This window comes from Clostridia bacterium (assembly GCA_024653205.1).
In the GTDB taxonomy this organism is placed as follows: domain Bacteria; phylum Bacillota; class DSM-521; order Neomoorellales; family SLTJ01; genus JANLFO01.
The window spans coordinates 43,775-69,582 of the sequence record JANLFO010000009.1; the positions used below are offsets into that span (position 1 = coordinate 43,775).

A 25,808-nucleotide genomic window follows, 5' to 3' on the forward strand; every position below is an offset into this window, starting at 1 on the left:
GCGGCGCCGGTGTACCTGGCGGCTCCCGCCGTGCGGCCCGGCTTCCGGCGGCGTTTGCGTGCGGTCTAACGAGAATAGGGACTCTGTAGCGCCGGCTAGTCCGGCGCTCTGCGTCTTCGTGCCGGTGTTGCGCCCGAAGGCACCCGGTTCGCCACCGTGGCAGGACCTTTCCAGGGGCTGGAGGGACGCGCTACCACCGGCGGCAAGCGTGAGGCCGCAGAACCCCGTCTTTCACCGCTCTGCGCGATTTGACCCGGCGGCCTCTCGACCGGCATGGGCCGGCGGAGCGGCTGCCCCTTCTCGTGCTGGGGCGGATGCTAACCCGGCGCGGGTGCTCCCCTAAAGGGGGAGACAATTCTCACTCCTTTTAGGGATTTACCTGAGGCCAGAATTTATTTATCATGGATAGGAACATACGGAGGTAGGCGAGGAGAGCCATGAGGTACGCCGAGGCCGGATGTAACCTGGAAATCGATCTTTCCCGGGGCACGGTGACGAAAGTTGAAACCGATCCGAGACTGACCGAACTCTACCTCGGAGGTTTGGGTACCAACGCCAAACTGTTGTGGGATCGGGTTCCCCCCGAAGTGGACCCCTTTTCCCCCGATAACCTGCTCATATTCAGTGCCGGCCTGTTGGGCGGCACCCCCGCGCCGGGTGCCAACCGCACCATTGTGTCGTCTTATTCCCCTCAGACCCTTCTGATGGGCTTTTCCATGATGGGAGGGTTCTGGGCGCCGGAACTGAAGCTGGCGGGCTACGATAAGGTGGTTCTCAAGGGCAGGTCGCCGGAGCCGGTGTACATCTGGATACACGACGATCAGGTGGAGATACGCGACGCCCGGCACCTGCGGGGGAAAGGCGCCTACGAAACCACCCGGCTCATCCGCGAAGAGCTTAACGAGCCCCGGGCCCAGGTGCTGGCCATTGGCCTGGCGGGGGAGAACCGGGTGTATTACGCCTCCATCGAGCACATGCGCTCCAGCGCCAGCCGGCTGGGCCTGGGTGCCGTAATGGGGGATAAGAAAGTAAAGGCCATAGCCGTCCGGGGCAGTAAGGATCTGGCCGTAGCCCGTCCGGCCGAGTTCTCCGAGCTGTGCGAGGAGGTTCTCCGCTATATCGAGTTTCGCAAGGCCAATCCCATCAAAGGGGTGCCCCCCATCCTGGCCGGTCTGGGTTCGCCGCAGGAAATGGCCCTGCACGACGAGCAATGGCACGTGGACAGCTTTGCCTGGGGACACGCCCGCCACCGCCGGAAGGGCTTTTGGACCGAAGAGATCGCCAGGCAGTGGAGCGAAACCCAGTCGAAGGCCATAGAGCGCCTCATAAGCTGCTACAACTGCCCGATGCGGTGCGGGGGGATAATCCGCCACCCGATGATACAGCGGTACATGATGAAGTGCTACTCCAAGCTGACCTACGTCATGGCCGCCATGGCCGACGACCTGGCCTTCGGCTTTGAAATCGCCGGCCTGGCGCAGGAATACGGCGTGGACGGGTTCACCACCCCGCAGGTTCTGGCCTTTGCCGTAGAGCTGTACGAGGCCGGTATTCTGACCGATCAGGATATGCCCGGCTTCCCCAAGGATAACCGGGACAGGTTCTTCTGGCTCCTGGAGAGGATCGTCAGGCGCGAGGGCATAGGAGACGTTCTGGCCAACGGGGTCTACTGGGCGGCACGCCAGATCGGTCGCGGAGCGGAGGCCTTTGACCACAACACCATCAAGAAGCACGAGCAGGTCCCCATCAAGCTGGGGGTACTGAATCCCATTTACTACCTCCTGTGGTCTACCGGAGAGAAGGCCAATATCACTCAGATCGAGGGGCAGGTGCCGCAGGCTCCCTTCCCCACGCGGGAGGAAAGAGAGGAGTTTGTCAGGGACTGGATCCAGGTTCCTCATGAGAGGTTCAAGGAGTTTATTCTCAACTGGGAACCCGGTACCTTCCCCTACTACCCCACCGTCGACATGGTCTGCGAACTGGTGGATTGGCAGGAAACCATGCACTACATCGACGACTGCACGGGCGTATGCGCCGGGCTTTCCTCTTTCCCCATCAAGCCGCCCTACCACATCCACAACTTCCCCCGGATTATCTCTGCCGCCACCGGGCTGGAGCTGGACGAGGACGGGCTCTGGGAAACCATACGGCGCAACCGCAACCTGGTTAGGGGCGTCAACGTGCGCCGGGGTCTGAGGAGAAAGGACGAGCGTCCGCCCGAGGATCACTGGAAGAAGCGATTTCCGGAGTACGAGGCCAAGCTCCTGGACGAGTACTACCGGTTCAAGGGCTGGAATCCGGAGGGCATCCCCACCAGAGAAACCTTAAGCCGGCTCGGTTTGGACTACGTGGCCGAGGACTTGGAGCGGAGAGGGATCCTGTAATGGCCAAAAGAAAGGTAAGGGTGATCAAGGTCAACCTGGACGAATGTAACGGCTGCCGGGCCTGCGAGGTGGTGTGCTCGGCCTTTCACGCCAACCCCAAGTTCAGCACCACCAATCCCGGCCGCTCCCGCATTAGGGTGCATTTCGACCCCTTCCGGAACGTCTTCGTGCCGGTTTTGGCCAGCGCTTACACCGCCTTTGAGTGCCCGGGCCGGAACCGGTATTCGGCCAACGGGACCGAATACGACGAGTGCGCCTTCTGCGGCGTATCCTGCCCGTCCAGGGACCTCTTCAAGGAGCCGGACTCGGGACTGCCCTTGAAGTGCGACATGTGCGAGCAGGACCCTCCCCTGGAGGAGCCCATGTGCGTGAAGTGGTGCCTGGTTCACGCCCTGACCTATGAGGAAAGGGAGGAGGAAGTAGAAGAGGCCGCCTTGGATGAACTGGAAACGGGAATGGAATCCCTGGTGGACCGGTTTGGGCCGGAGAAGGTAATGGACAGCCTGGCGCGGATACTGAGCGGCAAGGGCTACCTCAAGGTTGAGGGTTGATCAGGGCCTCCGCCTTGAGGTGGAGGGGGTGAGAGAGGGATGGAGAAGGAAACGGCGACCCGGCAATTGCTCCGGAGCCTGGTGGAGCGCAGGCTGGGAGACGTGATGGTGGTCGGCGGGGGCATCAGCGGCGTCCAGGCGGCGCTCGACCTGGCCACCGCAGGTTTCAAGGTCTACCTGGTGGAGAAGGGGCCGGCCATCGGGGGCAAGATGTCCCAGCTGGACAAGACTTTCCCCACCAACGAGTGCTCGATATGAATCCTGGCACCTAAACTGGTCGAGGTCGACCGGCAGATCAACATACAGGTCCTGACCAATACCGAGGTGGAGAGGGTAGAAGGGGAGGCCGGGGACTTCAGGGTGGCCCTGGTGAAAAAGCCCCGGTATATCATTCTCGACCAGTGCACCGGCTGTACCACCTGCGTGGAATACTGCCCGGTTACGATTCCCGATCCCTTCAACCAGGGGCTTTCCAGAAACAAGGCCATCCACCTGCACTACTCCCAGGCCGTTCCCCTCATCGCCTACATTGACGAGAACTGCCTGTACCTCAAGGAGAAGAAATGCGGCATCTGCGCCGGGGTCTGCGAGAAGAAGGCCATTGATTTTACCCAGAGTCCGGAGAGGATCGAAGTCAGGGTAGGGGCCATAGTGCTGGCCGCGGGATACGACCTGTCCGACGCGGTGGCGGTCGACGAGTTCGGCTATCAAAGAATGGCCAACGTGGTAACCAGCCTGGATTTCGAACGCCTCACCTGCGCTACCGGGCCGTACGAGGGCGAAATCCGGCGGCCCTCGGACCGCAGGCACCCAAAAAAGATAGCCTGGATCCAGTGCGTGGGCTCGCGGCAGGTGACCGAGGAAGGCAACAGCTACTGTTCGGCAGTCTGCTGCACCTACACGCAGAAGCAGGTCATTCTGGCCAAGGAGCACGACCCGGAAGTAGAGGCGGTCATATTCCACAACGACATCCGGTCCTACGGCAAGGACTTTGAGCGTTTCTACCGGCGGGCGGCCGGCCTTCCCGGGGTGCGGTTCGTGCGCAGCTACGCTTCCATCGGCAGGGAAATCCCGGAGACCAAGAACGTTACCGTAAGGTATTCCACCCCGCAAGACGGCGTGCGGGAGGAAGAGTTCGAGCTGGTGGTCCTGTCGCTGGGTCTCAATCCGCCGGTGCAGGCCAGAGAGCTGGCCGAGAAGTTCGGCATAGAGCTCGAGCCGCACGGGTTCTGCAGGACCAATCCCCTGAACCCGGTGGAAACCACCCGTCCCGGAATCTACGTGAGCGGAGCCTTCTGCGGCCCGGCGGACATTCCCGAGGCGGTCTTCAGCGCCAGTGCCGCCGGTTCCCGCTGCGGCGAGCTGCTGGGCCGGCGGCGGGGGAAGCTCGCCCGGGAAAAGCAGTATCCTCCCGAGAAGGACGTCTCGCAGGAGGAACCCAGGATCGGCGTCTTCGTATGCTACTGCGGGGCCAACATCGGGCGGGTGGTGGACGTCCCCGCGGTAACCGAGTACGCTTCCACCCTGCCCGGCGTGGTCTACGCCCAGCAGCAGTTATTCTCCTGCGCCAGCAACTCCACCAAGGAAATAGCCGACGCCATAAAGGAGAAGGGGCTCAATCGCGTGGTGGTGGCCGCCTGTACCCCCAGGACGCACGAACCCACCTTCCGCAGCACCCTGCGTGAAGCCGGCCTCAATCAGTATTACTTCGAAATGGCCAACATCCGGGAGCACTGTTCCTGGGTTCACCCGCGGGAAAAGGAGGCGGCCACGGAGAAGGCTAAGGACCTGGTTCGCATGGCGGTGGCCCGGGCACGGATGCTGGAGGCCCTCCAGGATCTGGAGCTGCCGGTGACCAAGGTGGCCCTGGTCATCGGCGGCGGCGTGGCCGGCATGACCGCGGCCCTCTCCATAGCCGACCAGGGCTTTGAGGTTCACCTGGTGGAGAAGCAGGAGGAGCTGGGAGGAACGGCCCGCCGGCTCCACTATACGCTGGAGGGGGTAGACGTCCAGGCCTTCCTGCGGGAGCTGACAGGGAAGGTCAAGCGGCACCCGAGGATACGCGTGTATACCGGCGCGGAAATCCTCGAGGTCACCGGGTACATCGGCAACTTCCTCACCAGGGTCCGGTGCGCCGATGAGGTTGCCGAGATAAATCACGGGGTAGCCGTCATCGCCATCGGGGCGGAAGAGTATAAGCCCGACGAGTACCTCTACGGAAAGGACGACCGGGTGCTGACCCTCCTGGAGCTGGAGGAACGGATTGCCGGAAAGGACGAGAAGGTAGCCCGCTGCCAAAGCCTGGTGATGATTCAATGCGTGGGCTGCCGGCAGGAGGACCGGAACTACTGCAGCCGCGTGTGCTGCAGCCACGCGGTTAAGAACGCGTTGAAACTGAAGGAAATCAACCCGGAGGCGGACGTCTGCGTTCTCTTCCGGGACATGAGAACCTACGGCCTGCGGGAAGATTACTACCGGGCGGCGGCGGACAAGGAAGTGAAGTTTATTCGCTACGATGCCGAGAACAAACCCGAGGTGGAACCGGCAGAAGCGGAAGAGGACGGCCGGGAAATACTGAGGGTTACCGTGACCGACGCGGTCCTGGGCCGGAGGGTGGCCATCGAGGCCGACCTGGTGGCGCTGGCGGCGGCCGTGGTGCCGGCGGCCGACACGGGAAGGGTGGCGCAACTGTTCCAGCTCCCCTTGAACGAGGACGGGTTCTTCAAGGAAATCCACGTCAAGCTGAGGCCGGTGGAGTTCAGTACCGACGGGGTCTTCCTCTGCGGGTCGGCCCACTACCCCAAGCACCTGCCGGAGGTCATCGGCCAGGCCTACGGCGCCGCCGGCCGGGCGGTGAACATCCTCGCCCGGGACTTCGTCACCACTTCCGGTGCCGTGGCCGAGGTAACGGAGAAAAGGTGCATGGGCTGCGGCGCCTGCGCGGCGGCCTGTACCTACGGAGCCATAGAACTCTACGAGGCGCGGGGGGGCAGGAGGGCCAGGGTCAATCCCTTCCTCTGCAAGGGGGACGGCCTGTGTAACGCCAAGTGTCCCACCGGAGCCATCGCGCTCAAGCACTACACCGACCGGGCACTGGCAAGCCTGGTGGACGCCTTCGGCGCCGAGCCGGAACCTGCGGCCTCAAAGGCGGCCGCAGGCTAGCGGGCCAAAGCCGCGAAAGGGGGGAAGCAGATGTCTGCCGGACGAGGGTTCAAACCCAGGCTCCTAGGTTTCGTCTGCCAGTGGTGAGCGTACGCGGCGGCGGACCTGTCTGGAGTTTCCAGACTTCAATATTCCACCGAAATGCGCTTGGTCCGGGTAATGTGCTCCGGAAGGGTAGACCTGGGGCTCATTCTCCGTGCCTTTTACAACCGGGCCGACGGGGTCTTCATCGGGGGCTGCCGCCTGGGCGAGTGCAAGTACGATACTCACGGCAACTACCACGCCCTGAACACGGTCTCCCTGGCCAAGAGGCTCCTGGAGCACATGGGTCTGAACCCGGAAAGGCTGAGGATCGCATTCATGTCCTCCAGCGACGGGGCCTTCTTTGCCCAGGTCAGCAACGAATTCATCAACCGGGTGCGGGAGTTGGGACCCCTGGGCGAGGGGGAGGGGATAGGCCGGGAAGAACTGAACTTGGCGCTCGGGCAACTGATGAAGCTGGTCCCTTATATCAAGCTGGTGAAAAAGGAAAAGCTGGGCCTTCGTCTGGGCCGCCCGGAGGAATACGAGCGGCTGTATACCCGGGAAGAGATAGAAGAGCTGCTGGGTCAGGTGGCTTCCTACTCCATTGACCCGGAGAAGTGCCACGGTTGCATGAGGTGCGCCCGGTTGTGTCCGGCGGAGGCGATTACCGGAGGCAAGAACGAGGTTCACGTAATCGACCCGGAGAAATGCCTCCGGTGCGGCACGTGCCTGGAGGCCTGCCCGCCCCGCTTCGGTGCGGTGGTGAGAAAGTCGGAACCCTACCCTCTTCTTGCCCGGGCCGGCGCGTAGCCCTTGCCGGGAGTAGACCGATATCCCGGCAAAGGCTATGTCCGCCCTGAAAGTGTAGCCGCCTCTGCCACCCGTACTCTACTGGTAGAAGGTGGGTGGCGCGCCCGGATGTGACTGGCTCAAAGGATCCGTGGCGTGTCTTCAGGCCTTCTGCCGGTTCCCACTGCGCGGCGTGGGCGTACAGGAAGAAGTTTCGGTTCAGGTTCCGGCCTGCCAGGAGCGAAGGTACTCCTCCTGCGCAGCCGTCAGCTTTTCCAGCTTTATGCCCATACTGGCCAGCTTGAGCGCCGCCACCTGCCGGTCTATGTCTTCCGGCACCCGGTAGACCTGCCGCTGCAGTTCCTTTGCCCCGCCCTTGTAAAGCCATTCTACTACCAGAGCCTGGTTGGCAAAGCTCATGTCCATTACCTGGGCCGGATGCCCTTCGGCCGCCGCCAGGTTTACCAGCCGGCCCTCGGCCAGGAGGTAGAGCCTGCGGCCGTCGGCCAGACGGAATTCCTCCACGTTGTCCCTCACCCGCTCGCGGGAAACGGCCAGCGCCCGTAACGCCTCCAGGTTGATCTCCACGTCAAAGTGCCCGGCGTTGGCCAGGATGGCGCCGTCTTTCATGAGCCCGAAATGCTCCTCGTCTATGACGTGCTTGTTGCCGGTAACCGTGCAGAAGATGTCCCCCTGGCGGGCCGCCTCCTTCATGTCCGTAACCGGATAGCCGTCCATGGCCGCCTCCAGGCCCCGCAGCGGGTCCGCCTCCACCACCACCACCCGGGCGCCCAGCCCCCGGGCCCGGGCGGCAACCCCCCGGCCGCACCAGCCGTAGCCCACCACCACGAAGGTGCTGCCGGCCAGAAGATAGTTCGTGGCCCGGATTATACCGTCCACCGCCGACTGCCCGGTGCCGTAACGGTTGTCGAACATGTGCTTGGTCAGGGCGTCGTTGACCGCCACCACCGGGTACCGCAACACCCCGGCCCGGGCCATGGCCCGCAGCCGAATCACCCCGGTGGTGGTTTCCTCGGTCCCGGCCGTTACTCCGTCCAACAGCTCCTGCCGCTGGCGGTGCAGGGTGCTGATCAGGTCGGCGCCGTCGTCCATGGTGATGTGGGGCTTGGTGTCCAGCACCTGGTGGATGTGGCGGTAGTAGGTCTCCTCGTCTTCTCCGCGCACGGCAAAGGTGGGAACGCCGTAACTTTGGTTGAGGGCGGCAGCCACGTCGTCCTGGGTGGAAAGGGGGTTGGAGGCGCAAAGGGCCACCTCCGCCCCGCCGGTCTTGAGCAGCCGGACCAGGTTGGCCGTCTCGGTGGTGACGTGCAGGCAGGCGCCGACGCGCAGGCCCACAAGTGGTCTTTCCTTCTCCCAGCGGCGGGCGATGGACGCCAGGACGGGCATGTGCTGCCCCGCCCAGGCAATGCGTCGCTCGCCCGTAAGGACGAGTTCTTCACGATTCATATCGGGTCGTTGCTCCTTTCGTCTTGGTCGGCCCCCGTGTTCGTCCGAGGGATTCCCGGCCCCGGACGGAGGCCCGGCGCCGGCCGATGAACCTCGCCCAGGTTAGGTTTTCCCAATTATCGTAACGAGTACCGGCCTTCGACACGCCTCCGGATTCTTCCTGCCAAGGGCATCGGGTTTTGTCTCGGACCAATTCCGTGGACCGAAGGACCTGGGGCACCACCCGCCGAGAAGACATGTCCGTGAACTGTCAGGGACGCCATGCGGTGATTGCGGAGGCGGTAGAAAACCCGGCGCCCAAGGAGGGAGTTAAGAGGATAAGGTAGAAGTTCAGATATTAAGAACTGCTTGATGTGGCACACGATTACCCTCGATAATCTCGGTGGGCCGAAGGGGTGGGAACGTGAGCACAGGAAGGTCGTCGCCTGGCGACCCGGCTCCTGAAGAGCTCAACCTGCTGGGAATGGCGCTTCTGGAGTCCTCGCCGGAGGGCATCCTGGTGGCCGACGCCCGAGGCACCATAATCTATGCTAATGCGGCTTATACCCGGATCCATCACCGCGACGGCAGGGCGCGGGTAGGTACCAACATATTTGCGACCAACCCGGAGGGAGCGTTGGCGGAGGCGCTGCGCAGCGGGCGGGCGGTCTTCGGCAAGCGCCACCGCCCGCCCAATTCCGAAGTAGAAGTGCTGGCCCGAGCCTTTCCCGTTTACCACCAGGGCAGGTTGCTGGGGGCGGCGGTATTCTTCCAAGAGGTTACCGGAGCCCTGGAAATCCTGGAACAGCTCAAGCGGGCCCAGGAATGCCTGGCGGTGCTGTCTTCAAAGATCGAAGAGATCGGCCGTGCCCCTTACAGCTTCGCTTCTATCGTGGGGCAGAGCCCCCGCCTGCAGCAGGCCCTGGAAGTGGCCCGGAAGGCCGCGGCAACTGACGCCACGGTTCTGCTGAGAGGGGAAAGCGGCACCGGCAAGGATCTGTTTGCCGCCGCCATCCACAACGCCAGCCGCCGGGCCAAGTATCCTTTCATCCACGTTAACTGCGCCGCCGTGCCGGAGACGCTCCTGGAAAGTGAGTTCTTCGGATACGAGAAAGGAGCCTTCACCGGTGCTGCCCAGCGCAAGCTGGGCATGTTCGAGCTGGCCGACCGGGGCACCCTGTTTCTGGACGAAATCGGGGACCTGGATCTGAGGTTGCAGGCCAAGCTGCTTCAGGTCCTGCAGAGCGGCGAGTTCCGCCGGATCGGCGGCACGGCCATGGTCCGGGCAGACGTTAGGGTCATCGCCGCCACCAATCGCAACCTGGAAGAACTGATCGAAAGGGGCCAGTTCCGGCCCGACCTGTACTTTCGTCTGAACGTGGTGGAAATCGCCTTGCCGCCGTTACGGGAGCGCAAGGAGGATATTCTCCTCCTGGTGGACCACCTCCTCGGCCGGCTGTCGCGCAAGGCCGGCAAACGGGTGGCCGGCATCGACCCCGAAGCCATGAACCTGCTTCAGGACTACTGCTGGCCGGGCAACGTGCGGGAGCTGGAGAACGTCCTGGAGAGGGCCCTGGTGCTGGTGGAAGAGGGCAGGCCAATCCGGCCCGAGCACATTCTTCTGCCTCGCATTCGTTCCGCAGCCCCTCAAGCGATAGTGCCCCTGCGCGACCTGGAGGCGGACATGATCCGCCGGGCAATAGACAGGTTCGGCACTTCCGTTGAGGGAAAGAGGCAGGCCGCGCGTGCCCTGGGCATATCTCTTAGTACCCTGTACGACAAACTCAAGCATATGGGAGGCACGGTTTCCGAGAATCGGAAAGGGAATTCTGAGAATAAGAAAGCTACTTTGCGTTAAGGATTGCGGCGGCGGCGCCATTATCCGAACGGATTTCCGAAAAGCGGAAACCGTTATAATATTTTTCTAGCAGCTTTGCCCTCCCGGATTAGCATGAATATTGCAAGCAACTGGCTCAGAGCCGAAATTGCCGGCCCATTCTACCGGGAGGCGATCCCATGTCTGATCTACGGTCCTTCTTAGACGCAGTCAGAAGCCGGTTGCCCGACCAGTATGCGGAGATAGACAAGGAGGTAGATCCGAAGTACGAAATAGCCGCGATCCAAAAGAAACTGGAGAAGCAAGACCGCTATACCGTGTTATACTTCAGGCGGGTTAAGGGCTCTGATATGCCTGTGGTGCTTAACGTTTACGGCAATCGCGACCGCCTGGCCTTCGCGTTGGGTACCACTCCGGATAAGGTGGCGGATATCTACCGCCAGCGGGAGGACAACCCCATTCCCCCGCAGGGAGTGGGAGAGGCACCGGTTCAAGAGGTGGTGATCACGGGGGACAAGGTGGATCTATACCGGCTGCCGGTGCTCACCGCCCACGAACCCGACATCGCTCCGTACATCACCACCGGCATCGTCATTGCCAAGGACCCCGATACCGGGGTACACAACGCCAGCTTTGGACGCCTGATGCTGGTGGATCGAAATACCGTTTATACGCACGTAACCCCGGGCAGGCATCTGCACCAGTACTATGCTAAGGCCGAAAGCCGCAACCAAGCGCTGCCGGTAACCATCAGCCTGGGCAGTCCGCCGACCTGGGCACTGGGGGCCCTGTCTCTCATTCCCATCGATCAGGACGAGTTGGGCGTTATGGGGGCTATGGACGGTGAACCTCTGAAAATAGTGGCCGGCAAGACCGTTCCGGTGCCCGCCCTGGCCGAGGCGGAAATCGTCCTGGAAGGCGAACTTCTTCCCCACGTTCGCGGTGAAGAGGGGCCGTTTTGCGAGTTTACCGGTTATGCCACCGGACGGCGCCACCGGCACGTAATCAAGATTTCTGCCATTACCATGCGCCGGGACCCCATTTACCATGCGCTGGTTGCCGGTTCCACGGAGCACCGGATACTGGGCTCCATTGCTAAGGAATCCTACCTGTTCAAGGTCGCCCGGGTGGCGGCTCCCTCCGTGAGGGCCGTACACGTGCCCGTATCCGGGTGCGGGCGCTTCCACTGCTACGTTTCCCTGGAAAAGAAGGCCAAGGGGCAGCCGCTGAACGTGGGCATGGCGGTTCTGGGAGCGGACATTTACACCAAGATGGTGGTAGTGGTGGATCACGACATTGACGTGTTCGACGAGCGAGAGGTGCTTTGGGCGGTGGCCACCCGGGTCCAGGGTAACCGGGATATTACCTTCATTCCCCGCGCCCTGGGGTCGGACCTGGACCCCTCGGCGGATGAGGACGGTGTGGTGTGCAAGATGATCGTGGACGCCACCGCCAAGCCCTTTCTGGATCAGTACCACGCTCGGGCCGTGGTGCCCCGGGAGGTGATGGACCGAATCCGGCTGGAGGATTACCTACCCGGTTTGAGCCGCTAGAGCATTTGCCGGAGGCAGGGGCATCTTCGAGGGTCTTCAATACGGGGGAGAGGAGGCACTAAGGCAATGACAAGCGTTAGGTTGTGGAAGCGCGGCATGCACTTGGCCCTGATCGGGTTGCTGTTGGCAGGGGTGGTCGGGTGCGGCGGAGGTCAGAGGCCCTCCGGCACTCCCGCACCTCAGTCCGGCCAGGCCGGAAACGGAACAACCGCCTCCAACGTGCTTACCCTTGCCACCCACCCGGTGGGAAGCCTGGTGAACAGCCTGGGTACCGGTATCGCCACCGTGCTCGGCAAGTACCTGGGCACTGAGGTGAAGGTGATGCCCACCACCGGACCGATTGAGTGGCTGCCCATGATTGCCACCGGTGAAGTGAATCTGGGCGTGCTCAACAACTGGGATGCCCAGATGGGCAGGCTGGGAAAGGAGGATTTCCAGGCGGCCACCGGCGGTAAGGGGGCCCCCATTTACCTGCTGGCCTCCGGCACCCGCTCCATGGTGGGCACCATGGTGGCCGACAACTCGGGCATAAGGACGGGTCAGGACCTGAAAGGCAAGAGGGTAGTGGTTACGGTCACGGGAAGCGGCGGCATTACCGCCCAGAATAAGGCGGCCCTGGCCAACTTTGGGCTGTCCGAAGCGGATGTGAGACCCATCAGCGTGCCCAGCATTGAGGCCGGCCTGCGGGCGGTAATCGAAGGTAGGGCCGACGCCACTACCATCAGCCTCGGTACGGCGGTGATCACCGAACTGGACGCGGAGAAGGGCGCCCGCTACCTGTCTTTTGACCCTTCGCCCGAGGCGGTGCGGCGGATGCAGCAGTACTATCCCTGCTACCTGGAGAAGGTAGAGCCCGGTCAGGGCCGGGTTGGGGTCAGAGAACCCGCTTACCTCATGTGCTACGAGTTCTACCTGGTGGGCTCGGAGAACCTGGGAGAGGAGACCGCCTACCAGATAGTCAAGGCGCTGTGGGAGCACAGTCAGGAACTGGGTGAGATCCACGCCCGGCTAAAGGACTGGGTTCCCGATCGTTTCGTCAACCCCCGGGCAACCATTCCCTATCATCCCGGAGCGGTGAAGTTCTACAAGGAAGCCGGCGTGTGGGGCCCGGACATGGAGTCGCTCCAAAGCCAGCTCCTGGCGGCAAAGTGAGGTAGGTAGCCGTGGCAGCCAGCAACAATCACGATGATAGGCAGGCGGCGAGACCGGGCGGGCCGGATACCCTTCCGGCCCTCCGGTACGTGAAACGCGCCCTGGCCCTGGCCGTACCGGCGGTAGGCGTGGTGGCGGCCCTGGATCTCCCCCTTTATCTAACCGGGGTTTCTCTGTTCAGCCAGCAGTACCTGGCCCTGTTCTGGGGATTGGCCAGCGCGCTGGTCTTCCTTACCGTGCCGGCTTCGAAGCGACAGGGTAAGACGGATATACGCTGGTACGATCTGGTTCTGGCGGGATTGAGCTTGGTTGCGGGGATATATGTGGCTGTGGGTTATCCCCGCCTGCTACCCACTCTAGGCCTTATCGATAATACCCGCATTCTCCTAGGTGCGGGGGCAACTCTGATAGTGTTGGAAGCTACCCGGCGGTTGACCGGCTGGCCCCTGGTGATAATCGTCCTGACCTTTATCCTGTACGGGCGCTTCGCCTATCTTTTCCCGGGTCCGTTGGAGGGAAGCGGGATTTCCTGGCCGCGACTCATAAGCCAATTGTACCTGGGGGCCGACTTCCTCTTCGGCACCCCTCTCAAGATTGCCGCCATAGTGGTTTTCGGCTTCGTGGTTTTCGGCCAGTTTCTCTTCACCACCGGAGGGGGTGACTTCTTCGTGCGGCTGGCCGAGGGGGCTATGGGCCGCCAGCGCGGTGGCCCGGCCAAGGCGGCGGTGATAGCCAGCTCCCTCTTCGGCACCATATCTGGTTCGGCGGTGGCCAACGTGGCCAGCGTGGGGGTGGTTACTATCCCTCTGATGAAGAAAACCGGCTACCCGGCGGTCTTCGCCGGCGCGGTAGAGGCCGTTTCCGGCACCGGCGGCTGCATCATGCCCCCGGTCATGGGGGCCGCCGCCTTCATAATGGCGGAGTTCCTTGGGGTGCCCTATCCGGTGGTGGCGGTGGCGGCGGTGCTGCCGGCAATCCTCTACTATCTGGGCGACTTCATGCAGATACACCTGCGCGCGGTCCGACTGGGGCTGGAGGGTTTACCGCTGGAGGATATTCCGTCGCTCAGGAGAACGCTGGCCCGTGGCTGGCCCTTCCTGATCCCCGTCGCCGTGTTGGTATATGCCCTCTTTGTTCTGTACCTGCGGCCGGAATTTTCGGCCCTGATTGCCACCGCTTCCCTGCTGGTAGTGGCGGCCCTGAGGAAGGAAACCCGCCCCAGCCTCAGCCTGAGAAAGGTTGTCGAGGCCCTGGAAGGGGTAACCAAAGGCATGCTGGAGATCACGATTGTGTGCGGGGCTGCCGGCCTGATCGTTGGAGTAGTAGGGTATACCGGCCTGGGCCTCTCGCTCTCGGCCTTCCTTACCCAGCTAAGCGGGGGCAATCTCTTGTTGCTGGCCGTGCTGACCGCGGTGGTAAGCTCCATCCTGGGAATGGGCATGCCGGTCAGCGCGTGCTACATCCTCCTGGCCGCCCTGGCGGCTCCGGCCATGGTTCAGCTGGGCGTGGATCCGCTCCTGGCCCACCTGTTCATATTCTACTTCGGCACCTTTTCCTTCCTTACACCCCCGGTCTGCCTGGCGGTTTACGCCGCCTCCTCCATTGCCGGCTCGCCGATGATGCCTACCGCCGTCCAGGCCATGAAGCTGGCGGTAGCCGGCTATTTGGTGCCTTTTATCTTCCTGTACAAGCCGGGACTGGCCTTGGTGGGACCGGCCGGCGAGGTAGCCTGGTCGGTATTCGACGGCGTGATCGCCACCGTGTTGCTGGCCTGTGCGCTAGAAGGATATCAGTTCCGGACTTTGAGCCCTCCGGAGCGCCTGGCCCTGGCGGCGGCAGGGATTCTCCTTTTCGTGCCCGGCTGGGAAACCCGGATCATCGGGCTGGTCATTGCCCTGGCGGTGGGGCTGCTGCAGCTAAGGGCTTACCGCGCTCGGCAGAGTTCGGTTCCCCATTGCCGCGAAGCTGGGCTTTAATCCCGCCATTCTGGCCCGGATTATCGCCGGTACGGCGCTCGCGGTATCCGTCCCCTGGGCGGGGGCTGCGGCCGGTACCTGCTTCTCCTTCGGTGCGGTGAAGTTTGGGGACATGTTCCGCATCGGAGTGGTGGTTACGGCGTTCACCCTGGTGGTTATAACCGCCTTGAGCATCTTGCTGGTGCCGGCGTTCACAGCCTTCACCGCGCCCTAGTATGTGGAACGTAAACCGGGGAGCCGCACGGTTTCTCCGATCCTAGCGGTGCCCCTGTTAGCCAGGCCTTCTCTGAGCGGGCGAGAATCTCGTTGCTCTATAGGGCGAGATATCTCGCCCGCCGTATATGATGGGGTATAATGAGAAAGGACTTAGAGGAGGGGGGTCGATGCGGTAGGCAGTAAGCAGTAATTGTGGGTGCGGATAAAGGCCAGGCCGAAGCGGTTGTTCGGGAGCAAGAGGTCGGGAAGGCCCCGGAAAGGAGGAGCTTTATTGCCGAGGCTAAAAGATAAGGTGGTAATCGTCACCGGCGCCGCCCGGGGCATCGGGCAGGTATTCGCCCGACGGTTGGCCCAGGAGGGTGCCAAGGTAGTAGCCGCAGACATCCTGGACGTAGGCGAAACCTTGGACCAGGTCCGGGCCCAAGGGGCGCAGGCCCTGGGCCTCAGGGTAGACGTGACCCGGTTTGAAAGCACCCGGGAAATGGCCGAAAACACGGTGGCTGCTTTTGGTCGCATCGACGTGCTGGTTAACAACGCCGCCCTGTACGGCGGTCTGAAGCTCAAGCCCTTTGACGCCATTCCGGAGGAGGAATGGGACCGGGTTTTTGCGGTGAACGTCAAGGGGATATGGCAGTGTTGTCGGGCGGTAGTGCCGGTGATGAAGCGACAGGGCGGGGGCGTAATAATCAATATTTCCTCCGCCTCTATCCTGGAGGGAGCCCCACTGCTCAGTCATTACGTAGCCTCTAAGGGGGCGGTTTGGGCCTTTACCCGTTCCCTGGCCCGCGAGCTGGGCGAATACGGCATCCGGGTGAATTCCATTACCCCAGGATACGTAATGACCCGGGCCTCCAAGGAGCTCTCGGACGACCCCAAACAGCTCGAATTCATCCATAACGTGGCCCTGGAGCAACGGATTTTCAAGCGGCCCATGGAGCCCGAGGACCTGGAGGGAGTATTGGTTTTTCTGGCTTCGGACGACAGCGCCTTCATTACCGGACAGAACATTAATGTGGAAGGCGGAGCCCGCCACTACTAGGGCCGGAGTTCCGCTACGTTTGGACCGGCCGCCCGGGGCGGGAACCACCTTGGGCGTCCGGCCCACTTTCCCGGTCGCCGGATGGTAGCCTCTTGCAAGGGGCCATCGCGAGCGTTCCGGTGCAGTCGAGGATGGAATGGTGCCCGGCGAGGCTTGAGGTACGGGGCGGAGCCTTGAACTTGCGCGGAAGGCGGGAAGAACCGGCTTGGGGAAAGAAAAGGGCTGGTGCGGGGCGCATAATGGGATATAATAAACGAAAGAATTACTGGGGAAGGAGTTCGCTCATTTGAGAATATTATTGATCGCGCCGGAGACGCCGGGACCCAAGAAAAAGAAGGCCAAGGTGGTGCCTTTCCCCCAGCTCAGCCTGCCGCTTCTTGCCGCCCTCACCCCCGGCGAGCACCGGGTTAGGATAGTGGACGAGCGGTTGGAGGAAATACCCTGGGACGAACCCTGGGACCTGGCGGGAATAACGGTGATGACCGCCACCGCCCCGCGGGCCTACGAACTCGCCCGCAGCCTGCGCGACCGGCGCGTAAAGGTGGTGCTGGGCGGGAGCCATCCTACGGCCCTGCCTGAGGAAGCCGCCCAACATGCGGACAGCGTGGTAATCGGGGAGGCCGAGGGGCTGTGGGAGGAACTCCTGCAGGACGCCGGCCGGGGCCGGCTCAGGCGGTTTTACCGCCGGGACATGCCTCCTTCCTTGGCCGGACTTCCTTCTCCCCGCCTGGATCTGCTCACCGGGAGGTATTTCTTGAAGCAGGTTTACCAGACTACCCGGGGGTGCCCGCACAACTGCACCTTCTGCTCGGTTTCCACGGTTATGGGCCGCAAGTACCGGCACCGGCCGGTGGAGGAGGTCATAGAGGAGGTCAGGCGCAGCCCCGGCCGGCTGGTGGGCTTCCTCGACGACAACATCGTGGGTGACCCGGCCTATGCCGAAGAGTTCTTTGCCGCCCTGGCTCCCCTTAAGAAGAGGTGGGTGAGCCAGGGCACCGTGAGGATGGCCGAGAACGAAGAACTGCTCCGGAGGGCGGCTACCAGCGGCTGCCTGGGCTTATTTGTGGGCTTGGAATCGATTAATGAGGAAAGTCTGCGTCAGATGCGCAAGACCTTCAACCGCATTGATAGATACGGCAAGCTCGTAGAGAGGTTTCACGCCCACGGCATTATGGTGATCGGCTCTTTTGTCTTCGGCTTTGATCAGGACGACCCGTCGGTGTTTAAACGAACCCTGCGTTTCATTGAAGACACCAGGATCGACTTCGCCCAGTTCTCCATCCTGACGCCTCTGCCGGGCACCGACCTCTTCACCAAGCTGAAGGCGGAGGATAGGATCTTCTCCTACGACTGGTCTCGGTACGACTTTGCTCACGTGGTATACCGGCCCGCCCGGATGAGCCCGAGGGAACTTCAGGACGGATACAATTTCGTCTTCCGCAGTTTCTACTCCTGGCCTCGGATCGCCAAAGGGATAGCACGCCACTGGCGCTACCTCCCCCACGTATTGCGCACGAAGCTCTACTATTCCTGGGTAAGCCGGCACCCGAAGCTGTTGTCCGAAAAGGCCTAGCCGGGCGAAAAGGTGAAGGGTATGCGCGGGAAAGGTGCAAGGGCCCTGAGCGGGTTCTTCTTGGTCGCGGTAGTCTTGGGTTTGCTGGGTGTGGGCTCGGTCGGTGGCCCCGGCCTGGCCCAAGAGTCCCGGGATTTTGAGGTGGTGGTGGTCGGGGCCGAGCCGGAAGGAGTGGCGGCGGCACTGGCTGCGGCCCGCAGCGGGGTGGAAGTTCTCCTCCTGGAGAGGCGGGACGGTCCCGGAGGGCTCTTTACTTACGGGTGGCTGAATACCTTTGATCTCAACTATGCTCCCGGGGGAAAGGGAGAGCTGGTAACCCGGGGTATCTTCGCCGAGGTCTTCCGGGAGGCAGGCGGGAGTTCCTTTGACGTGGAGCACATGCGGCGCCTGCTGGCGGGTTTCTTACGGCGGGAACCCGGCCTGGTGGTCCGCTACGGCGCCCTGTCCGTTGCCCCGGTACTCGACGAGTCCGGGGCGCTGGTGGCGGTCCGGGCCGTCTGGCCGCAGAGAACCTATCAGTTCCGCGCCCGGGTGTTTATAGACGCCACCGCCGACGCCGATTTGGCCGCGGCGGCGGGCGTGCCCTGGACCTACGGCGGAGAAGATTACGGCGCCGACGAAGCCCTGCCGGCCACGCTCATCTTCAAGCTGGACGGGGTGGACTGGGCGGAGGTGCAAGGCGCGTTGAGCCGAGACGGGAAGCCGTATACCGGCGCGGATTCGGTCTCGGCCTGGGGTTTCGGCGACCAGATGCAGCACTACCGGCCCGGCCACCCCCGGCTGCGGATACCGGATTTGAACCTAGGCCGCCAGAAGGATGGCAGCGTGCTGGTCAACGGACTGCAGATCAGCGGTGTCAACGGTCTGGACTCGGCTTCCCACCGGGAAGCCTACGAACTGGCCCGGCAGGAGATTCCGGCCATCGTGAGCTTCATGCGCTCCCGGCTCCCGGGTTTTGCCCGGGTACACCTCCTGGGTGTGGCTCCCGAGCTCTACATTCGCGAAACCAGGCATATCCGGGGCGAGTACACCCTCACCGTGGACGACGTGCTGGGAAACCGGTATTTCCCGGACCAGATCGGCGTGGGGTCCTATCCGGTAGACTTGAAGCGGCCGACCGCCTTGGGGAAGCCGCTGATGTACAGCCTCCCCTTCCGCTGCCTCGTGCCCCAGAAGGTGGATAACCTGCTGGTGGTGGGGCGTTCGGCCTCCTTCACTTCCCTGGCCGCCGGCAGCGCCCGGGTGGTCCCGGTGGGGATGGTGGCCGGGCAGGCCGCCGGCGTGGCCGCCGCCGTGGCCGTGCTGGAAAACGTTACCCCGCGGCAGATTGTCCGAGATGCCAGGCTCATGGAGCAGTTGCAGAACCGGCTGCGACTGCAGGGAGCCTACCTTCCGCGTTTTGACCTGAAGCATGCGGCGGCCGATCACTGGGCCTATCCCGCGGTGCGGGAACTGCAGGCTCTCGGCCTGGTGGCCGGAGGCTACGACAACAATTATCGCCTGGACGAGCCGATGGTTGCCGTCTCCTTCTCTTGGCTGGCCCGGTCCGCCTTCGGTCTCCGCCACCCGGAGGCCCCGCTTCCGCCTCCGGACCGGTTGCCGGTGCCGGCAGAGAAGCGACCGGTGAGGCTGGCAGAGGCCGGCGATTTCTTGGACCGCTTACTTAACTGGTACCGCCCGGGGCAGGAGGTCACCTTTAACCCTACCCATGCCCGGCTACGCGGTCTCGCTCCGGGCGCCCCTTTGACCCGGGCTCAGGCCTATACTCTGCTGGCGGAGGCGCTCATGCTGGACCGCAGTCTCGGGCCCGGTCCGGGTTCTGCGGCGAGACCCGGCCTCGACGGGTACCGTTGAACTCGGGGGCGGTTACGGCGGCGCGTCCGGATCTCCCGGCCGGGCATCCGGAGCGGAGCCCGACCCGGCTTCGGAGGGGTGCAGCAGATAATCCCGGAAACCTTCCAGACTGTTGTCCAGAAAGTACTGCTCGCGCCGCCGCACGTCGGGAGGCAGCAAGGGGAAGCAGGCCAGCAGGGGATCGCGCTCCAGGAGGATGCTCCGGGCCGTATCGTACCAGGCCTTTTCGTCCTCGGCCCTGGTGAGGCAGTCGGCCGCGACTTCTGCCCACAGGCGCAATTGTGCCCGGTGGCGGTCCAGGGTCTCCCGGGCCCTGGGGTTGGGGCCGTAGTGACCGTGGCAGAGCAGGATGCCGTCCAGGTCCAGTTCCAGAAGCCGGTCGAGGGAGGCCAGGGCCGGCCCGGGGAAGAAGCGGCGAGGGGTGGCGGGACGGAGGTAAAAACCCTCTACCGGCTGGTAGACGCCGGCGGCTTCACCCACAAAAAGAATCTTGCCCCGTAGAAAGCACAGGTGGTGGGCGGCGTGGCCCGGCGTTTCGATGACTTCTACGCCGGGAGCCTCGTCCGCCAGCCGCTCCGGTGGAACCGGTGGGGGCGGGCCGTAGTAGGCGGCCAGCCTGCCCATTACATCCTGGCTGGCCTGCCACAGGGCTGCGGGCGCGACCAGATGGTGCCGGCCCCGGGGATGGGCAAAGACGCGGGCCCGGGGATAGCGGTCCAGTACCCGGGCGGTGGCGCCGGCGTGGTCGAGGTGGATGTGGGTAAGGAGGATGTAGTCCAGGTGCTCGATACCCAGGCCCTCGAGCGCGTCGAGGAGGTGGGGGACGGTTACGGGCGGTCCGGGGTCCACCAGGTAGGTGGCCCGGGGGGTGACCAGGAGCCAGGCGGCCAGAAAAGGGTTGAACCCGGCCATCAGGTGGGGTAGGTCTATCAGGTATAATGCGTCTCCCCGGTCTTCCCGTACGAGGGTGAAATTGCTCTGCGACATTGTCTCCTGCCTGCCTTTCTCGATCGTCTGGCTGGTCGGATCCGGGCCGCTAGGCATAGTTCGCCACTCCCGGAAGAATTCCTTCCGGGAGAGGTCGCGGGCGGCCGGGCCGAAGACCGCCTTGAGGCTCGCGGCCCGGTGCTCGCCTTCCGTTCGCCCTCTGCGGCCCCTGGGACAAAAACGGACCTTCCTCGGGGGCCCGGTACTGGGTTATCCCCACTTTCGGGTTGGCTGGCGGTACCGGGTGCTCTCCTGAGACCCTCATGCCACCCAGGTGGCACCAGCAGAGGATGAAAATGGCACTGCTCGACCTATTTTCAGGGCAGTACATTGGCACCTCGCCGGGTGCCGAACTTGGCGAGGGCGAACGTGAAGGCGGGCCGAAGGCCACGGACGGCCGAAGCGGCGGGGCGCCACGGACGGCGCCTCCGCCGGCAGCCCGCCGGAGCGCGAAGCCCGAGCCCTAGTTCGGTCGGCGAGGTGACAGTACGAACGGGGAGCACCCGGTACCGCCTAAGGGAAACTGGGGATAACTCAGGGCCCGGTAACATTGACTCGCGGTGGGGGTTGTGATAAAGTAAAGTTGCTTGTGAGCTAGGCATCAACCTCAAGGTGAGGTGTTGGCCGGCGGGTGCCGGCACCGGGGCCGGGAGCGCCGGCCGATTTCCTTCCGGGGTGGCCGAAGTCACAGGGAAATTCTTCTAGGAGGAATGCTTTTAATGCACGGTAGGGTAAAGTGGTTCAATCAGGAAAAGGGTTACGGCTTTATCGAGCGGGACGACGGCGGCGACGTGTTCGTCCACTACTCGGCCATTCAGGAGGAGGGTTTCAGAACCCTTTCCGAGGGACAGGAAGTGGAGTTCGATATCGTTCAGGGGCCGCGGGGACCACAGGCGGCCAACGTGGTGAAGCTTAGAGGTTAGGGCTTGGCCAACTCAGCCCCCGGCATACGCCGGGGGCTTTTGATTTCCAGCGGAGAGGAAGGGGAGGAATTTTCAAATCTTGCGGGAATAATTACCACCAGGGGGGTGCTACTTTGAAGCTTGAGATTCGGACCAGGAACGTGGAACTGACCGAGGCGTTGCGGCGGTACGTGGAGAAGAGGCTGGCCCGGGTGGGCCGCTACCTGGACGGGATCGAGGAGGTTCAGGTGAGGCTGCGGCTGGAGCGGAGCCGCCACGTGGTAGAGGTCACCATACCCTTGGACGGTTTGGTGCTGCGAGCAGAGGAGCAGACCGGTGACATGTACGCCTCTGTGGACCTGGTAGTTGAGAAGCTGGAGAGACAGATTGCCAAGTACAAGACCCGGCTGATCAGGCGCCTGAGAACGGCGGGCACGCGGGAAGCGGCCGCGCCGGGAACGTCGGAGGAAAAACCGGAGGAACTGGGCGAAGAAGCAACCATTGCTCGGGTCAAGCGCTTCCCCATCAAGCCCATGTCGGTAGACGAGGCCATACTGCAGATGAATCTCTTGGGCCACAACTTCTTCGTCTTTGCCAATGCCCGGACGGCCAAGATAAACGTGGTTTACCGTCGCCGGGACGGAGGTTACGGGTTGATCGAGCCTGAAGAGTAATACCCAGGGGGAGCGGCGGATACTTTGGACAAGATGGGCTACCCGGAGCTAGAAGAGGTAATTCGCCGGGTCCGCGGCGTTGCTTCCGTGCGCGTGCTCAAGGACGAGCAGGACAATATCGCCGAGGTTCACGTGGTGGCGGACCCCAGGCGCAATCCCAAGCAACTGGTGAGAGACATAGAATCGGCGGTTGTGGTGCAAATGGGGCTTAATCTGGACCATAAGAAGATAAGCGTGGTACAGCTGGAAAGCGAGCCCCGCTCCGAAGCCTCGCCCTTTGAGCATTCGCCGACCGCCACCCAGCGGCCGCTCCTGGTCGGCCTGAGCTACCATCTTCAGGGCTCGCAGGTACGGGTGGAGGTGCACCTGGAAGTCGGCGGCGAGACTTATTCGGGCGCGGCCAGCAGCGACCTTTCCTCGGCCGGACTGGGGGTGCTGGCGGCCGGAGCGGTGCTTAAAGCCCTGGGGCCCCGCCTGGAGAACCTGCAACCCGTGCGCCTGGCGGAGGCGGTAAAGGTAAGGGTGGCCTTTCGGGATGCCTGGTTGGTGGTGGTGGAAACCGCCGAGGGCCCCCTGGTGGGCGCGGCCCTGGTGGTGCGGGACGACCTGGAGGCGGCGGCCGAAGCCACCCTGGCCGCCCTGAGTCAGAGGGCCGCACGCCGCTCGGCGTGAATTCGTTGCCCGGGACGGCCGGAAACAGGCCGGAGGTGCCGGCCGGCTGCCGAGGTTGCACATTTTGGTCCCAGGGGCTAGAATTAGGGAGAAAGATCGGAGGGGGGAACGGGCAAGGTTCCCCCGGCGCCCTTGGGCGGGAAGGCGGTGGACATAATGCTCGGTGCCCTGCGGCACCTATTGGACGATAATGCTCGCGAGGTAAAGCGCCTCAGCCGTCAGGTGGTTCAGGTAAACGCCCTGGAACCGGAAGTGCAGAAGCTGAACGCCGCGCAGCTGGCGGCCAAGACCGCCGAGTTCAAACAGCGCCTGGAGCGGGGAGCGACCCTGGATGATCTGCTTCCCGAGGCGTTCGCCGTGGTCAGAGAGGCGGCCCGCAGGGTTCTGGGGCTGCGGCCTTTCGACGTGCAGGTGCTGGGCGGGATGGTGCTGCACCAGGGCCGGATAGCGGAAATGAAGACCGGCGAGGGCAAGACGCTGGTGGCTACCATGCCCGCGTACCTCAACGCCCTGCTTGGCCGAGGCGTGCACATCGTGACCGTGAACGATTATCTCGCCCGGCGGGACGCGGAATGGATGGGTCCCGTCTACCGGATGCTGGGGCTCAGTGTGGGGGTCATCGTCCACGGGCTGACTGCGGCCGAGCGGCGTCAGGCCTACGCCGCCGACGTTACCTACGGCACCAACAACGAGTTCGGCTTTGATTACCTTCGGGACAACATGGCCCTGGACGCGTCGGAACTGGTGCAGCGGGAGCTCTACTACGCCATAGTGGACGAGGTAGACAGCATCCTGATCGACGAGGCCCGCACCCCGCTCATAATCTCCGGGCAGGCGGAAAAGCCCACGGAACTCTATTACCGGGTGGCCAGGCTGGTGCCGCGTCTGAAGGCCGGGGAGGATTTCAACCTGGACGAGAAGGCCCGGCTGGTAACCCTCACCGAGGCCGGCGTAGCCAAGATGGAGCGCTGGCTGGGGGTGGATAACCTCTACGACGATACCCACCTGGAACTCAGCCACTGCGTCAACCAGGCCCTCAAGGCCCAATTCCTGATGAAGCGCGACCGGGACTACGTGGTCAAGGACGGCCAGGTAATCATCGTGGACGAATTCACCGGGCGGCTGATGTTCGGCCGGCGCTACAGCGACGGCCTCCATCAGGCCATTGAGGCCAAAGAAGGGGTGAAGATCGAGCGAGAATCCCAGACCCTGGCCAGCATCACCTTCCAGAACTACTTCCGCATGTACAAGAAGCTGGCCGGCATGACCGGTACGGCGGCCACCGAGGAGGAAGAGTTCCGCAAGATCTACGGGCTGGACGTGGTGGTGATCCCCACCCACAAGCCCATGATCCGCGAGGACCTGCCGGACCTGATCTTCCGCACCGAGCAGGGCAAGTTCGAGGCGGTGGTGGAGGAGATCTGCCGGCGGCACGCGCAGGGCCAGCCGGTTCTGGTGGGAACGATTTCCATCGAGAAATCGGAAAAGCTCAGCGCCATGCTCAAGAAGCGGGGGGTGCCCCACCAGGTACTCAACGCCAAGTACCACGAAAAGGAAGCGGAGATCGTGGCCCAGGCCGGGCGGCTGGGGGCGGTGACCATCGCCACCAACATGGCCGGCCGGGGCACGGACATCATGCTGGGCGGCAACCCCGAGTTTCTGGCCAGGGAAGAACTGCGGCGTCGAGGGTACGACCCGGCCCAGGCCGATCCCCAGCTCTACCGGGAAGTGCTGGAGGAGATGAAGCGCCGCTGCGCCGAGGAGCACGACCGGGTGGTGGAGCTGGGCGGGCTCTTCATCATCGGTACCGAGCGGCACGAGGCCCGGCGCATTGACAACCAGTTGCGCGGCCGGTCCGGTCGGCAGGGAGACCCGGGAGCCACCCGCTTTTACGTTTCCCTGGAAGACGACCTGCTGCGGCTTTTCGGCTCGGATTCCCTGGCCGGGCTCATGGACCGGCTGGGCATGGACGACAGTACGCCCATAGATCATCCCCTGGTAACCCGCTCGCTGGAGATGGCTCAGAAAAGAGTGGAGGCCCGCAACTTCGACCTCCGCAAGCACCTCTTGGAATACGACGACGTAATGAACCAGCAGCGGCAGATCATTTACGCCCAGCGGCGGCAGGTTCTGATGGGGGAGGATGTGAAAGAGCACCTCCTCAAGATGATCGATACCCTGGTGGACTCCACCGTGGACCGATACGCCGGTGAGAGCTCCTACCCGGAGGAGTGGGACCTGCGGGGCCTGCTGGACTACGCCCGGCAGGTGTTCCTGCCCGACCACCAACTCACTCCCGAAAAGCTGGCGGCCATGGAAAAGGAAGAGGTGCGGCGCTTCCTGAAGGAGACGGCCTTCCGGCTCTACGAGGAACGGGAGAAAGAGTTGGGTTCGGAGAACATGCGCCGGCTGGAGCGGCTGGTGCTGCTCCACGTGGTGGACCAGAAATGGATGGACCACCTGGCCGCCATGGACGACCTGCGCCAGGGGATCGGGCTTCGGGCCTACGGCCAGCGGGACCCGCTCATCGAGTACAAGTTCGAGGCCTACCAGATGTTCAACGACATGGTGGCCGCCATTCAGGAAGATACGGTGCGATACCTCTTCCGCCTGCGCCTGGCCGAGCCGCAGCCGGCCCCGACCCGGGTGCGGCAGGTCACCGAAGGCCGGCCGTCGCCGGACGGCCAGGACAGGAAGGCCGAGCCGGCGCCGCAACAGCCGGTGCGCAGGGGGCCCAAGGTGGGCCGCAACGATCCTTGCCCCTGCGGGAGCGGGAAGAAATACAAGAAGTGCTGCGGCCGGGTGGCCTGAGGCGAGGGAGCGGCCGCCGGCGCATGCCCATTCTGCCCTAGGCGGTTCCGGGTACTCCCCGTTCGTACCGGTCACCTCGCCGACCGAGCTAAGGCTCGGGCGTCGCGCTCCGGCAGGCACCCGGCGCAGGCGCCGTCCGTGGCGCCGCGCCGCTACGGCCATCCGTGGCCTCCGGCCTGCCTCCGCGCTCGCCCTCGCCAAGTTCG

16 protein-coding genes and 1 pseudogene are annotated in these 25,808 nt (G+C 63.5%); 15 read left to right on the forward strand and 2 right to left on the reverse strand.

The features are described from left to right. The first annotated feature begins 437 nt into the window (after nt 1-437). From NUV99_06295 to NUV99_06310, 4 genes and pseudogenes are all read left to right on the forward strand, one after another. Nucleotides 438-2,384: an aldehyde dehydrogenase gene (locus tag NUV99_06295; protein MCR4419732.1), complete on the forward strand. Its 1,947-nt coding sequence runs from the start codon at nt 438-440 to the stop codon at nt 2,382-2,384. Next, entirely contained in the window at nt 2,384-2,935 is a 552-nt protein-coding gene (locus tag NUV99_06300; GenBank protein MCR4419733.1) for a (4Fe-4S)-binding protein, read from the forward strand. Before NUV99_06295 ends, NUV99_06300 begins: the two co-directional genes overlap by 1 nt. Nucleotides 2,936-2,974: 39 nt before the next feature. Then, a complete protein-coding gene (locus tag NUV99_06305; GenBank protein MCR4419734.1) occupies nt 2,975-6,097 on the forward strand; it encodes a CoB--CoM heterodisulfide reductase iron-sulfur subunit A family protein in 3,123 nt (1,040 codons plus the stop codon). A gap of 30 nt (nt 6,098-6,127) precedes the next feature. Next, a pseudogene (locus NUV99_06310) lies at nt 6,128-6,895 on the forward strand (hydrogenase iron-sulfur subunit). 234 nt (nt 6,896-7,129) lie between these two features. Here NUV99_06310 and ahcY read toward each other — a convergent pair. Further along, nucleotides 7,130-8,377: an adenosylhomocysteinase gene (gene ahcY / locus NUV99_06315; protein ID MCR4419735.1), complete on the reverse strand. Its 1,248-nt coding sequence runs from the start codon at nt 8,375-8,377 to the stop codon at nt 7,130-7,132. 403 nt (nt 8,378-8,780) lie between these two features. Between ahcY and NUV99_06320 the strand changes: the two genes are divergently transcribed. The 7 genes from NUV99_06320 to NUV99_06350 all read left to right on the forward strand — a co-directional run bounded on the left by NUV99_06320 (nt 8,781) and on the right by NUV99_06350 (nt 19,556). Then, nucleotides 8,781-10,214, forward strand: a complete 1,434-nt coding sequence (locus tag NUV99_06320) for a sigma 54-interacting transcriptional regulator (protein MCR4419736.1) — start codon at nt 8,781-8,783, stop codon at nt 10,212-10,214. A 158-nt stretch (nt 10,215-10,372) separates the two neighbouring features. Then, on the forward strand, nt 10,373-11,746 hold the full coding sequence (locus tag NUV99_06325) for a UbiD family decarboxylase (protein MCR4419737.1): 1,374 nt from the start codon (nt 10,373-10,375) through the stop codon (nt 11,744-11,746). Nucleotides 11,747-11,812: 66 nt separating this feature from the next. Further along, nucleotides 11,813-12,898: a TAXI family TRAP transporter solute-binding subunit gene (locus tag NUV99_06330; GenBank protein ID MCR4419738.1), complete on the forward strand. Its 1,086-nt coding sequence runs from the start codon at nt 11,813-11,815 to the stop codon at nt 12,896-12,898. Between the two features lie 11 nt (nt 12,899-12,909). Continuing rightward, the gene (locus NUV99_06335; protein ID MCR4419739.1) at nt 12,910-14,874 is read left to right on the forward strand and encodes a TRAP transporter fused permease subunit; all 1,965 of its coding nucleotides are present in this window, start codon (nt 12,910-12,912) and stop codon (nt 14,872-14,874) included. A 487-nt stretch (nt 14,875-15,361) separates the two neighbouring features. Continuing rightward, complete coding sequence (locus NUV99_06340) at nt 15,362-16,129, forward strand: 3-oxoacyl-ACP reductase FabG (protein ID MCR4419740.1); 768 nt, start codon at nt 15,362-15,364, stop codon at nt 16,127-16,129. A gap of 286 nt (nt 16,130-16,415) precedes the next feature. Continuing rightward, nucleotides 16,416-17,702 carry a B12-binding domain-containing radical SAM protein gene (locus NUV99_06345; GenBank protein ID MCR4419741.1) on the forward strand — a complete coding sequence of 429 codons (1,287 nt, stop codon included), beginning with the start codon at nt 16,416-16,418 and terminating at the stop codon, nt 17,700-17,702. A 21-nt stretch (nt 17,703-17,723) separates the two neighbouring features. Continuing rightward, nucleotides 17,724-19,556 (forward strand): FAD-dependent oxidoreductase, encoded by a 1,833-nt coding sequence (locus NUV99_06350; GenBank protein MCR4419742.1) that lies wholly within the window; start codon nt 17,724-17,726, stop codon nt 19,554-19,556. Nucleotides 19,557-19,568: 12 nt separating this feature from the next. Here NUV99_06350 and NUV99_06355 read toward each other — a convergent pair whose 3' ends face one another. Beyond that, entirely contained in the window at nt 19,569-20,543 is a 975-nt protein-coding gene (locus NUV99_06355) for an MBL fold metallo-hydrolase (protein MCR4419743.1), read from the reverse strand. 719 nt (nt 20,544-21,262) lie between these two features. Between NUV99_06355 and NUV99_06360 the strand changes: the two genes are divergently transcribed. The 4 genes from NUV99_06360 (at nt 21,263) to secA (ending at nt 25,602) form a co-directional block, all read left to right on the forward strand. Then, the gene (locus NUV99_06360; protein ID MCR4419744.1) at nt 21,263-21,466 is read left to right on the forward strand and encodes a cold-shock protein; all 204 of its coding nucleotides are present in this window, start codon (nt 21,263-21,265) and stop codon (nt 21,464-21,466) included. Nucleotides 21,467-21,579: 113 nt separating this feature from the next. Further along, a complete protein-coding gene (gene raiA / locus NUV99_06365; protein MCR4419745.1) occupies nt 21,580-22,119 on the forward strand; it encodes a ribosome-associated translation inhibitor RaiA in 540 nt (179 codons plus the stop codon). Nucleotides 22,120-22,143: 24 nt separating this feature from the next. Continuing rightward, entirely contained in the window at nt 22,144-22,791 is a 648-nt protein-coding gene (locus NUV99_06370; GenBank protein MCR4419746.1) for an efflux RND transporter permease subunit, read from the forward strand. A 156-nt stretch (nt 22,792-22,947) separates the two neighbouring features. Continuing rightward, on the forward strand, nt 22,948-25,602 hold the full coding sequence (gene secA / locus NUV99_06375) for a preprotein translocase subunit SecA (GenBank protein MCR4419747.1): 2,655 nt from the start codon (nt 22,948-22,950) through the stop codon (nt 25,600-25,602). The last annotated feature ends 206 nt before the right edge of the window (nt 25,603-25,808 follow it).